12 protein-coding genes are annotated in these 13332 nt (G+C 61.8%); 4 read left to right on the forward strand and 8 right to left on the reverse strand.

From position 1 onward, the window contains the following. Positions 1-45: 45 nt before the first annotated feature. The 7 genes from M0746_RS00360 to exaC form a co-directional block, all read right to left on the reverse strand. Entirely contained in the window at positions 46-858 is an 813-nt protein-coding gene (locus M0746_RS00360) for a M90 family metallopeptidase (RefSeq protein ID WP_258447884.1), read from the reverse strand. Between the two features lie 3 nt (positions 859-861). Then, on the reverse strand, positions 862-1512 hold the full coding sequence (locus M0746_RS00365) for a DedA family protein (protein WP_093097959.1): 651 nt from the start codon (positions 1510-1512) through the stop codon (positions 862-864). A gap of 227 nt (positions 1513-1739) precedes the next feature. After that, positions 1740-2201: a GNAT family N-acetyltransferase gene (locus tag M0746_RS00370; RefSeq protein ID WP_007958617.1), complete on the reverse strand. Its 462-nt coding sequence runs from the start codon at positions 2199-2201 to the stop codon at positions 1740-1742. 115 nt (positions 2202-2316) lie between these two features. Continuing rightward, positions 2317-3150, reverse strand: a complete 834-nt coding sequence (gene eutC / locus M0746_RS00375; RefSeq protein ID WP_446731284.1) for an ethanolamine ammonia-lyase subunit EutC — start codon at positions 3148-3150, stop codon at positions 2317-2319. Next, on the reverse strand, positions 3147-4541 hold the full coding sequence (locus M0746_RS00380; protein WP_258447886.1) for an ethanolamine ammonia-lyase subunit EutB: 1395 nt from the start codon (positions 4539-4541) through the stop codon (positions 3147-3149). Before M0746_RS00380 ends, eutC begins: the two co-directional genes overlap by 4 nt. Before the next feature lie 51 nt (positions 4542-4592). After that, positions 4593-6041: an ethanolamine permease gene (gene eat / locus M0746_RS00385; RefSeq protein WP_258447888.1), complete on the reverse strand. Its 1449-nt coding sequence runs from the start codon at positions 6039-6041 to the stop codon at positions 4593-4595. A 213-nt stretch (positions 6042-6254) separates the two neighbouring features. Then, positions 6255-7775, reverse strand: coding sequence for an acetaldehyde dehydrogenase ExaC (gene exaC, locus M0746_RS00390; protein ID WP_090286659.1), 1521 nt, complete (start codon positions 7773-7775; stop codon positions 6255-6257). Between the two features lie 300 nt (positions 7776-8075). Between exaC and M0746_RS00395 the strand changes: the two genes are divergently transcribed. The 4 genes from M0746_RS00395 to M0746_RS00410 all read left to right on the forward strand — a co-directional run bounded on the left by M0746_RS00395 (position 8076) and on the right by M0746_RS00410 (position 12560). After that, the gene (locus M0746_RS00395) at positions 8076-9989 is read left to right on the forward strand and encodes a sigma-54-dependent Fis family transcriptional regulator (RefSeq protein WP_258447889.1); all 1914 of its coding nucleotides are present in this window, start codon (positions 8076-8078) and stop codon (positions 9987-9989) included. 300 nt (positions 9990-10289) lie between these two features. After that, positions 10290-11639 carry a UDP-N-acetylmuramate:L-alanyl-gamma-D-glutamyl-meso-diaminopimelate ligase gene (gene mpl, locus M0746_RS00400; RefSeq protein WP_064364045.1) on the forward strand — a complete coding sequence of 450 codons (1350 nt, stop codon included), beginning with the start codon at positions 10290-10292 and terminating at the stop codon, positions 11637-11639. Then, positions 11636-12283 carry a flavin prenyltransferase UbiX gene (ubiX, locus tag M0746_RS00405; protein ID WP_258447890.1) on the forward strand — a complete coding sequence of 216 codons (648 nt, stop codon included), beginning with the start codon at positions 11636-11638 and terminating at the stop codon, positions 12281-12283. The genes mpl and ubiX overlap by 4 nt, the downstream gene beginning before the upstream one ends. After that, positions 12276-12560 (forward strand): YceK/YidQ family lipoprotein, encoded by a 285-nt coding sequence (locus M0746_RS00410; protein WP_258447891.1) that lies wholly within the window; start codon positions 12276-12278, stop codon positions 12558-12560. Before ubiX ends, M0746_RS00410 begins: the two co-directional genes overlap by 8 nt. Positions 12561-12671: 111 nt before the next feature. On the opposite strand, the gene M0746_RS00415 is transcribed toward M0746_RS00410, so the two are convergent. Beyond that, positions 12672-13313 (reverse strand): oxidoreductase, encoded by a 642-nt coding sequence (locus tag M0746_RS00415; RefSeq protein WP_258447892.1) that lies wholly within the window; start codon positions 13311-13313, stop codon positions 12672-12674. Positions 13314-13332 lie beyond the last annotated feature (19 nt).

Genomic DNA, 13332 nt, shown 5'->3' on the forward strand with positions numbered 1-13332 from the left:
GGCATATTCTGCCGTCGGCGCCATGGACCGAAAGTCGTGTACAGCTTACTCGTGCGCCTGATAGACCGGGTCTGTGGCCTGAAGTTGCCGCAACCTGCCCAACGGGTCCTGGCGATAGAAAAGCTGCAACTGCGCGTACACCTGCGGATAGGCCTCGTGCAGCAGATCCGGGGCGCTGAAAAAGTATTCGCTGGTGACTGCAAAGAACTCCGCCGGGTTTTCCGCCGCGTATGGATCGATGGCTGTTTCGGCGTCTGGATCATGGTCGAGCTGGCGGTTGAGGTCGTCGTAGGCCGCCTGCATCACCTCGGCCCAGTCGCTGACACGCATGTCGGCGTGCAGCGGCGGCAGGCCGTTGGCATCGCCATTGAGCATGTCGAGTTTGTGCGCCAGTTCGTGAATGACCAGGTTGTAGCCTTCCCAGCCGCCGCTGGCCATGACGCCCGGCCAGGCGAGAATCACCGGCCCCTGTTGCCAGGCTTCGCCGCTGTGTTCGCCGTCCCACTCGTGCTCGATGCCGCTGGCGTCGCGATGGCGTTGCGGGCTGAGGAAGTCGTCGGGGTAAAGGACGATCTCATGAAAGCCCTGATACCAGTTCAAATCGCCGAGGTTGAGCAGCGGCAATTGCGCCTGGGCGGCAAGCAACAGGCGTTGTTCCCGATGCAGTTCGACGCCGGGCAGGGTACTCAGGTGTTTGTCTTCGAGGAACAGCACACAGGCTTCGCGCAGCCACTGGTCTTGCGCGGCGCTGAGGCCATCAAGAAAACTCAGGTGATGGCGCACCCGTTGCCAGACATCGTCGGCAATCGGGTGCTTTGCCAGGATGCGCCGGCGACGCCAGGCGCTCAGCGACCACATTGCTTAGTGCGATTGCGCTTTGGTGCCGCCGAAACGGCTGCGCACTACGCCGATGATCATCGGCACCAGCGACAGCAAAATGATCGCTACCACCAGCAGCGACAGGTTCTTCTTGATGAACGGCACGTTGCCAAAGAAGTAGCCGAGGGTGACCAGACCGCCGACCCAGAGGATCGTGCCCAGTACGCTGAAACCGAAAAAGCGCGGATACGGCATGCGCGCGATGCCGGCGACGAACGGCGCAAACGTACGGATGATCGGCAGGAAACGCGCCATGGTCACGGTCTTGCCGCCGTGCTTGTCGTAGAAATCATGGGTTTTTTGCAGGTAGTCGCGACGGAAGATCTTCGAGTTGGGATTGCTGAACAGCTTTTCCCCGGCCGTGCGCCCGATCACATAGTTGGTGCTGTCGCCGAGAATCGCCGCGAGCATCAGCAGACCACCGAGCAATACCGGGTCCATGCCACCGCCCGCAGCGACGGCGCCGGCAATGAACAGCAGCGAGTCACCCGGCAGGAATGGCATCACCACCAGACCGGTTTCGCAGAAGATCACCAGAAACAGGATGGCGTAGATCCATGGCCCATAGTTGTTCACCAGCAAATCGAGATAAACGTCGAGATGCAGGATAAGGTCGAGCGGGTTGAAATCCATGGGGGCACCTGTATGGCGGCCCGACTCGGCAGGCCTGTGCGGATGACTTCGTGTAAGCCTACAGCGGGGTGTAGTTTTTCTTACAAGCCGGAAAGCTGGCGATTATACGGTCTGAGGGACGAAAAGCGCGTCGCTTTTGTCGCGAGGAATGTCGGCTGTGATCAATTGTCAGGCAGACCCGACGTGTGGCGAGGGAGCGTGCTCCCTCAGCACCTGGCCGGTGGCGATCAGAGCTCGTCGCTGATCGGCAACACGTAGTTCTTGAACTCGGTGTCTTCCTTGAACCCGATGGATTCGTAGGTTTTCTGCGCCACTTCGTTGTCGGCGCTGGTGGAGACACGCATGCGCACGGCCTGGGTTTCCTTGGCCATTTTTTTCGCGGTGCGGATCAGGTTGTCCGCCACCAGTTGTCGGCGGGCGTCTTCGGCGACATAGATGTCGTTGAGAATCCACACGCGCTTGAGCGACAGTGAGGAGAAGCTTGGGTAGAGCTGACAGAACCCCATGAGTTTCTTGTCGTCGTCATCGGCCAGGGCCAGGTAGATCACCGATTCCTTGCGGCGCAGGCGCTTTTCGAGAAAGGCGCGGGAGGAATCCGGGTAAGGCAGGGAACCGTAGAACTCGCGATATTTGACGAACAACGGGGTCAGCAAATCCAGATGTTCGAGGGTCGCTTGAATAATCCGCATGATAGGTCTCGTCTTCAAGTGGCTGTCTTCAACTGCTCTGACGGCGATGGGAAACCCTGGCGGCCGTGCGTCGATCCTGCCTGAAACCAGCGCAGAAAGGCAATGCGGAAACGGTTCAGGCGGGCGGCGGATCGAGCAGGAAATTACCTTTCATGTTCACCTCATCGTCCGACTCCAACGTCTGCAACTGGGCTTCGTCTTTCAAGTTGACCCCCGACAGCTGCCGGCGACAGGCTTCACGCATCAGGTAAAGCAGGCGATGCGCCGCCATGCCGTAGCTCAGTCCCTCCAGACGAACATTCGAGATGCAATTGCGGTAAGCGTCGGTCAGGCCGACCTTGGGCGCATAGGTGAAATACAGGCCGAGGCTGTCCGGCGAACTCAGGCCCGGGCGCTCGCCGATCAGCATCACCAGCATTTTCGCCCCGAGCAATTGGCCGATTTCGTCACCGATGGCGACGCGCCCCTGTTCGACCAGCAGCACGGGCGCGAGCGACCAGCCGTCGGCGCTCATCTGATCTTCCAGGCGCTTGATAAACGGCAAGGTATGCCGATGCACGGCCAAGGCTGACAAGCCGTCCGCGACGACAATCGCCAGATCGACGCCGCCCGGATGGGCACTGGCGTAATCGCGCAAGGTTTGCGCCGACTCATCGCTGAGTTTGCGGCCCAGGTCCGGGCGTTGCAGATAGGTGTTGCGATCCGGCGCCGCGCTGTGCAGCAGCAGGCTGTCGCGCCCGCCTTCCTGCAACTGCGTGCCGAGCCCGGCGTGATCGAACGGCAGGTGCACGGCATCGCGCGCCTGCGCATGGGCGAGCTGGAAATCCAGCTGGGCGCTGGTCGGCAGGCTCGTGCCGGTGCGGCCCAGAGCAATGCGTGCCGGGGTCAGGCGGCGCAGTTGCAGCCACGGGTTTTGCGGGTCTACAGGCGGTTTTTCCATGCCATTCATCCCAATTGCGCCAGCGCCTGGCGGAAGGCCGGTGGCAGATTGTTGCCAAAGCGCACCTTGCCATCGGCTTGCGTGAAGATGCCCATGTGCGCCAGCCACTGCTCGAACTCCGGCGCCGGTTTCAGGCCCAGGGTCTGCCGGGCGTAGAGGGCGTCGTGGAACGAGGTGGTCTGGTAATTGAGCATGATGTCGTCGGAGCCGGGGATGCCCATGATGAAGTTGATCCCGGCCACACCCAAGAGCGTCAGCAGGGTGTCCATGTCGTCCTGATCGGCTTCGGCGTGGTTGGTGTAGCAGATGTCGCAGCCCATCGGCACGCCGAGCAACTTGCCGCAAAAATGGTCTTCGAGGCCGGCGCGGATGATCTGTTTGCCGTTGTACAGATATTCCGGGCCGATAAATCCTACAACCGTGTTCACCAGAAACGGCTTGAAATGCCGCGCCACGGCATAGGCTCGCGTCTCGCAGGTCTGTTGATCGACGCCATGGTGGGCATTGGCCGACAGCGCGCTGCCCTGACCGGTTTCGAAATACATCAGGTTTTGCCCGAGGGTGCCGCGCTTCAGGCTCAACCCGGCGTCGTAACCTTCCTGCAGGACATTGAGATTGATGCCGAAACTGGCATTCGCCGCTTCGGTGCCGGCGATCGACTGGAACACCAGGTCCAGCGGCACGCCACGGTTGATCGCCTCGATCGAGGTGGTGACGTGGGTCAGCACGCAGGCCTGGGTCGGAATGTCGTAGCGCTGGATGATCGCATCGAGCATTTCCAGCATGGCGCAAATCGAAGCAATGCTGTCGGTGGCCGGGTTGATGCCGATCATCGCGTCGCCGTTGCCGTAGAGCAGGCCGTCGAGAATGCTCGCGGCGATCCCGGACGGCTCGTCGGTCGGGTGGTTGGGTTGCAGGCGGGTCGACAGCCGACCTTTCAAGCCAAGGGTGCCGCGGAATTTCGTTACCACGCGGATTTTTTGCGCGACCAGCACCAGATCCTGCACGCGCATGATCTTCGAGACCGCCGCGACCATTTCCGGCGTCAGGCCGGGGGCCAGCAGGCGCAGACTGGTTTCGTCGGCGGCGTCGCTGAGCAGCCAGTCGCGAAAGCCACCGACGGTCAGATGGCTGACGACCGCGAAGGCCTGCTTGTCGTGGGTGTCGATGATCAGGCGGGTGACTTCATCGGCCTCGTAGGGAATCAGCGCTTCCTGCAGGAAATGCGTGAGCGGGGTGTCAGCCAGGGCCATTTGTGCGGCGACGCGTTCGCCGTCATTGAGCGCGGCGATTTCGGCAAGAAAATCCCCCGAACGTGCCGGACTGGCCTTGGCCATGAGGTCTTTGAGGCTGTCGAAGCGGTAGGTCTGCGCGCCGACCGTGTGAGCAAAACTGGCCATTCAGCGTTCTCCGTGACGGCGCAGAACACTCTGCGCCGTGGTTTTCGACATTCAGTGCAAGGCTTGTTCAGCTTTCTGAATCGCCGCGAATTCTTCTTCCGGCGTGCCTGCTACCAAGTGATGCCGACTGTAGAAAGCAAAGTAAGCAATTAACACTCCATAGATGATCGCCGCGCCGATCACCACCCGTGGATCGACGAGGAAGCCCGCCACCACGGCGATGCACGCCAGGACCAGCGCCACGCCCGAAGTGAAAATCCCGCCCGGCGTGCGATACGGCCGGTCCATTTTGGGGCGGCGGATGCGCAAGGTAATGTGCGCGGCCATCATCAGCACATAGGAAATGGTCGCGCCGAACACCGCCACCAGAATCAGCAGGTCGCCTTGACCAGTCAATGACAGCCCGAAGCCGATAATCCCGGGAATCACCAGCGCCAGGACCGGCGCCTTGCTTTTGTTGGTCTGCGACAGTTTGCGCGGCAGGTAACCGGCCCGTGACAGCGCGAAGATCTGCCGCGAGTAGGCGTAGATGATCGAGAAGAAACTGGCGATCAGCCCGGCCAGGCCGACAAGGTTGACGAAACTGCCCATCCAGGTCGAGCCGCCATAGGCTTTGCTCAGTGCTTCGACCAGCGGGTTGCCAGAGGTCAGCAGCGAGTTGGCGCCCGCACCGCCGGGGCCGACGATCAGGATCAGCAGGGCAAACATCAGCAACACCAGCATCGCACCGATCAGGCCACGCGGCAGGTCGCGTTTGGGATTCTTGGTTTCTTCTGCCGCCAGCGGCACGCCTTCGACGGCGAGGAAAAACCAGATCGCATAGGGAATCGCCGCCCACACGCCGACGTAGCCGAACGGCAGGAAGGGGCTGGCGCCGGCAGCGGTGGTGACCGGAATGTCGAGCAGGTTGGCGACATCGAAATGCGGCACCATCGCCACTAGAAACACGCCCAATGCCAGCGCGGCGACGGCGGTGATGATGAACATCAGCTTGAGCGCTTCGCCGACCCCAAATATGTGGATGGCGATAAAAATGATGTAGAAGGCCAGATAGATCACCCAGCCACCGATACCGAACAGCGACTCGCAGTAGGCGCCGATGAACACCGCAATGGCGGCGGGCGCGATCGCATATTCGATGAGAATCGCGGTGCCGGTGAGAAATCCGCCCCACGGCCCGAACGCGCTGCGGGCAAAGCCGTAACCGCCACCGGCGGTGGGGATCATCGAAGACAGTTCGGCAAGGGAGAAGCACATGCACAGGTACATGGTCGCCATCAGCAGCGTGGCGAGAAACATGCCGCCCCAGCCACCCTGGGCGAGGCCGAAGTTCCAGCCGGCGTAGTCGCCGGAGATCACGTACGCAACGCCCAGGCCCACCAGCAGGACCCAGCCGGCGGCGCCTTTTTTCAATTCGCGTTGTTGGAAGTAGTCGGTGCCGACTTTTTCGAAGTCGACGGAGGAGGTCGCCGGTTGCGGATTTGCATGATCGCTTGGCATAAGCAGTTACCTGTTTTTATTGTTTTTGGCCCGGTGTAGGCGGGCGTGCTGATGAAGCGGTAAGTCAGCTGAAACTTTGCTGGATGTGCCGCCGCCTTCGCGAGCAGGCTCGCTCCCACAGTGGATTTGTGGTTGCACGCAATGCCCTGTGGGAGCGAGCCTGCTCGCAAAAATACAAGGGGCGATGCAGTGATCACTGCCTCGCCCATCCGCTTAGAAAAAGCCCAACGGATTGATGTCGTAGCTCACCAGCAGGTTCTTGGTCTGCTGGTAATGGTCGAGCATCATTTTGTGCGTCTCACGGCCAACACCGGACTTCTTGTAACCACCAAACGCGGCATGCGCCGGGTACAGGTGATAGCAGTTGGTCCACACGCGCCCGGCCTTGATCGCCCGGCCCATGCGATAGGCGCGGTTGATGTCGCGGGTCCACAGACCGGCACCGAGGCCGAACTCGGTGTCGTTGGCGATCGCCAGGGCTTCGGCTTCGTCCTTGAACGTGGTGATGCTCACCACCGGGCCGAAAATTTCCTCCTGGAACACGCGCATCTTGTTGGTGCCCTTGAGCAGGGTCGGCTGGATGTAATAACCGGTGGCCAGGCTGCCTTCGAGTTTTTCCACCTTGCCGCCAGTCAACAGTTCCGCGCCTTCGCCCTTGGCGATTTCCAGGTAGGAGAGGATCTTGTCGAATTGCTGCTCGGATGCCTGAGCGCCGACCATGGTGTCGGTGTCGAGCGGGTCGCCGCGTTTGATCTGGCTGACTTTCTTCATCACTGCCTGCATGAATTCGTCGTAGATCGATTCCTGCACCAGCGCGCGGGACGGGCAGGTGCACACTTCGCCCTGGTTGAAGAACGCCAGTACCAGACCTTCAGCGGCTTTTTCGATGAAGCTCGGTTCGGCCTGCATGATGTCTTCGAAGAAGATGTTCGGCGACTTGCCGCCCAGTTCCACGGTGGACGGAATGATGTTTTCCGCCGCGCATTTCATGATGTGCGAGCCGACCGGGGTCGAGCCGGTGAAGGCGATCTTGGCAATGCGTTTGCTGGTCGCCAGTGCTTCGCCAGCCTCTTTGCCAAAGCCTTGCACAACGTTAAGTACGCCCGGTGGCAGCAGGTCGCCGATCAGCTCCATCAGCACGCAGATGCCCAGCGGGGTTTGCTCGGCGGGCTTGAGTACCACGCAGTTACCGGCGGCCAGCGCAGGCGCAAGTTTCCACGCGGCCATCAGCAGCGGGAAGTTCCACGGAATGATCTGGCCGACCACGCCCAGCGGTTCATGAATGTGGTAAGCCACGGTGTTGCCGTCGATTTCCGCAGCGCTGCCTTCCTGCGCGCGCAGGCAACCGGCGAAGTAGCGGAAGTGGTCGGCGGCCAGCGGAATGTCGGCGTTGAGCGTTTCGCGGATGGCTTTGCCGTTGTCCCAGGTTTCGGTGATCGCCAGCAGTTCGAGGTTGGCTTCGATGCGGTCGGCGATTTTCAGCAGAATCAGCGAGCGCGCCTGCACCGAAGTCGCGCCCCACGCGTCAGCGGCGGCGTGGGCGGCGTCCAGCGCCTTGTCGATGTCTTCGGCGGTGGAGCGGGGGAATTCGGCAATCGGCTGGCCATTCACTGGCGAGGTATTAGTGAAGTACTGACCTTTGACCGGCGCGACGAACTCGCCGCCGATGTAGTTACCGTACTTGCTCTTGAACGAGACTTTGGCGCCGTCAGTACCGGGATGAGCGTAACGCATGATGATGTTCTCCTTGGCTTTGTACTTATTAGAGAAACGCGCAAGTGCGCTTGCTATAAGCGTAGAGCAAGGGCCGGGCCATTGCCGTGCAGCTCAGGCAAATCAAGGCCTTGCACGGTTTGTCTCGGACGAGCGGGGCGCTGCTGTGAGGGTTTCGGTACAGCTGCGGTGACAATTTGTACCGTTTCTGGCACAGCCGTGACCGGGCGGTCTTGCCAGCATTGCAATGCGCCGGTGCCTGGAGGATGCTGGGCGTCACCTCAGCATTGGGCCGTCGAGCCTCGGGGAGAACAATAAGAAATGCACGACAACCATTTGAGTCGCCATGCCCGCCAGGTCCTCACCGCCACCCAGGGCAAGCCGCATTTGCATGGCCCCGGTGCCGACCCGTCGATCGCCCGTTCGTGGCTGCGTTGCCTTGAGGACTATCACCTCGATCCTTCTGTGACCATGGCGCCGACCGTGCTCGAGCATGGCCGGGTGCTGGAAAGCCGCGAACGTCTGCAGCAAGTGCTGCAAATCGCCGGCACGGAAATGAGCAGCCTGCATCAACAGCTGTCCGGCGCCGGCCACGCGGTGCTGCTGACCGATGCGCGCGGGGTGATCCTCAACTGCGTCACCGCGCCGGCCGAGCGCAAGATTTTCGAACGCGCCGGGCTCTGGCTCGGCGCCGACTGGAGCGAAGCCTGCGAAGGCACCAACGGTATCGGCACCTGCCTGGTCGAGCGCCAGGCGCTGACCATTCATCAAGACGAACACTTTCGCGGCCGCCACACCGGGCTGACCTGCTCGGCGAGCCCGGTGTTCGACCCGCACGGCGAACTGCTCGCCGTGCTTGATGTGTCTTCGGCGCGCCATGACGTTTCGCGCCAGAGCCAGTTCCACACCATGGCGCTGGTCAATCTGTCGGCGAAGATGATCGAGAGTTGCTACTTCCTGCGCTGCTTCGATAACCAATGGTTGCTGCGTTTTCATCTGCAGGCCGAGTCGGTCGGGCTGTTCAGCGAAGGCTTGCTGGCGTTTGACGGGGAAGGGCGGATCAGCGCAGTCAACCAGAGTGCACTGAATCTGCTTGGGCATATTCGCGGCGGCTTGCTGGGCCAACCGGTCGAAGCGTTTTTCGATTGCTCACTGGATGAACTGCTCGCTCGTGCCAGCGCCAATGCCAGCGCCAGTTGGCCGCTGCGCACCCGAGACGGCCGGCATCTGTTTGCCGTGCTGCGCGGCGAATCACGCAAACCAGTGCCGATCCCGGCCCCGGCGAAAATCGTCGAAGCGCCGCGCCTGCCCGGCATCTGCCTCGGTGACGAGGCGCTGCAAGCCAGTTTCCGCAAAGCCCTGCGCGTGTTCGAGCGCGACGTGCCGCTGCTGATCAACGGCGAGACCGGCAGCGGCAAGGAAGCCTTTGCCAAGGCTGTGCATCAGGCCAGCCAGCGTGCGAACAATGCCTTCGTCGCGCTCAATTGCGCGGCGATCCCGGAAAGCCTGATCGAAAGCGAACTGTTCGGCTATCGCGGCGGTAGCTTCACCGGCGCACGCAAGGACGGCATGCGCGGCAAGTTGCAGCAGGCCGATGGCGGCACTTTGTTCCTTGATGAAATCGGCGACATGCCGCTGGCTCTGCAGACCCGATTGCTGCGGGTGCTGGAAGATCGCCAAGTAGTGCCGCTCGGCGGCGAACCGGAGACGGTCAATGTGCGAATCATCAGCGCCACCCACCGCAATTTGCTCGAGCGGGTCGAGGACGGCAGTTTTCGCGAGGATTTGTATTACCGCTTGAATGGGTTGGAAGTGGCGCTGCCGGCGTTGCGTGAGCGCAGTGACAAGGCGCAGTTGCTGGATTTTCTGCTGGCCGAAGAAGCAGGCGGTGAGGCGATTGTGATTGAAGAGCCGGCGCGTCAGGCGTTGCTGGCGTTCGACTGGCCGGGCAATGTCCGGCAGTTGCGCAATGTGCTGCGCACGTTAGCGGCGCTGTGTGATGAGGGGCGGGTCGGGATTGAGGATTTGCCGGGGATGATTCGGCAGGTGCGGCCGGTGGTTGTGGCGATGGAGTCTTGCGAGCGACCGCTGGAAGATGCTGAACGTTCTGCGTTGCTTAATGCGTTAGAGCAGACCCGCTGGCACATGACCCGTACCGCTGAACAATTGGGCGTGAGTCGAAATACGCTTTATAGAAAGCTGCGCAAGCATGGGATTGAGCGGCGTGTCAGCTGAAAGCCCTCACCCTGGCCCTCTCCCGGAGGGAGAGGGGACTGATCGAGTTGTTCTGGCGATTTACGTGGACCTGAATAATCGAGCCAAACTTGATCGTTTCCACGCTCTGCGTGGTAACGCCTCCCCGGACGCTCTGCGTCCGCTTTGGGACGCAGAGCGTCCCGAGCTGCATTCCTTTGCTGCGCGTGGGAACGATCAAGAACCCGAGATGTGGCAGCCTGCGCGTGCGCAGACTTCAGCTAAAGAGTGCCATTTCCCCCTCCCTACGCTAACCTGCGGCCATGTTTTACGAGGTCGACTATGCACATTCATATTCTGGGTATCTGCGGGACTTTCATGGGCTCGATGGCGGTGTTGGCCAAAGAGCTGGGCCATCATGTGACCGGCTCCGACGCCAACGTCTATCCACCGATGAGCACGCAGCTCGAAGCCCAGGGCATTCAGCTGACTCAAGGCTACGACCCGGCGCAGCTCGATCCGGCGCCGGATCTGGTGGTGATCGGCAATGCCATGTCCCGTGGCAACCCGGCGGTGGAATACGTGCTGAACAAAGGCCTGCCGTACGTCTCCGGCCCGCAGTGGCTGGCTGATCATGTGCTGCAAGGTCGTTGGGTGCTGGCAGTCGCCGGCACCCACGGCAAAACCACCACCAGCAGCATGCTCGCCTGGGTGCTGGAGCACGCCGGCATGAGCCCGGGTTTCCTGATCGGCGGCGTGCCACAGAATTTCTCCGTGTCGGCGCGGCTGGGCGGTACGCCGTTCTTCGTGATCGAGGCCGATGAATACGACAGCGCGTTCTTCGACAAGCGCTCGAAGTTCGTTCATTACCGCCCACGCACCGCAATCCTGAATAACCTTGAGTTTGATCACGCGGACATCTTCCCGGATCTTCCGGCGATCGAGCGGCAATTTCATCACTTGGTACGCACCATCCCGAGCGAAGGTCTGGTCATCCATCCGACCACCGAGCCGGCGTTGCAGCGGGTGATCGAGATGGGTTGCTGGACCCCGGTGCAGACCACGGGTGCTGGCGGTCAGTGGCAGGTCAAACTGCTCAGCGAAGACGGCTCGGCCTTCGAAGTGATGTTCGAAGGCGTGTCCCAAGGCACCGTCGAATGGGAGCTGACCGGCCAACACAACGTCGCCAACGCCCTGGCGGCGCTGGCAGCCGCGCGGCATGTCGGTGTGGTGCCGTCGATGGGCATTGCCGGTCTGAGCGCGTTCAAAAACGTCAAACGCCGCATGGAGAAGGTCGCGGAAGTTCGCGGCATCACCATTTATGACGACTTTGCCCACCACCCGACCGCCATCGCCACCACCCTCGATGGCCTGCGCAAGCGCATCGGCGACGCGCCGCTGATCGCGATCATCGAGCCGCGCTCCAATTCGATGAAGCTCGGCGCGCACCGTGACGGTTTGCCGGACAGCGTGGTCGATGCCGATCAGGTGATCTGGTACGCCCCGGCCAACCTTGGCTGGGACCTGGCCGCGACCGCCGCGCTGTGCACGGTGCCGTCGATTGTCAGCGATTCGCTGGAGGGCATCATCGAACGCGTGAAGAGCCAGGCGCAGCCCGGTACGCATGTGGTGATCATGAGCAACGGTGGTTTCGGCGGTCTGCACGGCAAACTCGCCGAGGCGCTGCAATGAACGGTTACTCACAGGCCGGCGGCCCGGAGCGCATCACCCTGGCGATGACCGGCGCGTCCGGCGCGCAGTACGGCTTGCGCCTGCTCGATTGTCTGGTGCGTGAAGATCGCGAGGTGCACTTCCTGATCTCCAAGGCTGCGCAACTGGTGATGGCCACCGAGACCGACGTGTCGCTGCCGGCCAAACCGCAGATGATGCAGGCGTTCCTCACCGAATACACCGGAGCGGCCGCTGGGCAGATCCGCGTGTACGGCAAGGAAGACTGGATGTCGCCGGTGGCCTCCGGCTCCGGTGCGCCGGCGGCGATGGTCGTGGTGCCATGTTCGACCGGCACGCTGTCGGCCATTGCGACGGGCGCCTGCAACAATCTGATCGAGCGCGCCGCCGACGTCACCCTGAAAGAGCGCCGCCAGTTGATTCTGGTGCCGCGCGAGGCGCCCTATTCGAGCATTCATCTGGAGCACATGCTCAAGCTGTCGAATATGGGCGTGACGATTCTGCCGGCGTCGCCGGGTTTCTATCACCAGCCGCAGACCATCGATGACCTGATCGATTTTGTCGTGGCGCGGATTCTCAATCTGCTCGGCATCCCGCAAGACATGCTGCCGCGTTGGGGCGAGCATCACTTGAGCAGCGATGAATAAGCTGCTGGCGCTGGTGCTGGCCTTGCAACTGACCGGCTGCGCGACGGCGCGCACCCTGGATGCGGCCAAGCCGGGTGCGCCGGTGGTGTATTCCGGAACGCGACTGGATTGGTATGCGCTCAATGGCGGTTGTTGTGCGAAAGATCGCTTCGGCGCCGAGGCACCGAGCTATCCCGGGGTGGACCTGCCGGCCAGTGCTCTGCTCGATACGCTGTTGTTGCCGTTGTCGCTGCTGACTGTGATTGGCGTTGGATTTCAGGCAACAGGCGGATTGTAGGGGAGTGCTGCGCACTCCATCGCCAGCAGGCTGGCTCCCACATTTTGAAGCTTGCGCTCGCCCCTGTGGGAGCGAGCCTGCTCGCGAAGGCGTTCCTGAGATCGCCGGAGATTATTTGCCGAGCTTGCGCAACTCATCCGACTCGATCACCCGCACCCCATCCTGCTCTTCCAGCGCCAGCCGCCACATCGCCCGCGCCAGTTGGCAGGCTTCGATGCCGCGATACTTGCCTGGAATCAGCTTCGACAACGGCCCGGCCAGTTGCTCGGCCAGGCGCGGTTCGACTCGCTCACCGAGCAGCAGCGAAGGCCGGCAGATGGTCAGTTGCGGCCAGTCCTGCGCGCGCAGTGCCTGTTCCATTTCGCCCTTGACCCGGTTGTAGAACACCGAGGATTTCGGATCGGCACCGATCGCGCTGATGACGATCAGATGCCGCGCGCCCATTTCCCGCGCGCGCTTGGCGAACGCCACGACCATGTCCAGATCCACCGCGCGAAAGGCTTCTTCCGAGCCCGCCTGCTTGATCGTGGTGCCGAGGCAGCAATAGGCGATATCGACGCGCCCGCTCAGTTGCGGCAGAAACGTCTGCGGGTCGCCCACCGGGTTTTCCAGGTGCGGATGTTCCGCCAAGGGTCGACGCGAAGGGGCGAGCACGCGAGAAATCGTCGGCTCGTTGAGCAGGCGATCGAGTAGATGTTCACCGGTCAGTCCGGTGGCTCCGGCAAGCAATACGTGCTGAGGCGTCAAGTACATAGTGTCTCTCCCTTGATAC

Origin of the sequence: Pseudomonas sp. S11P7 (assembly GCF_023195435.1) — a bacterium.
GTDB classification, from domain to species: domain Bacteria; phylum Pseudomonadota; class Gammaproteobacteria; order Pseudomonadales; family Pseudomonadaceae; genus Aquipseudomonas; species Aquipseudomonas fluorescens_G.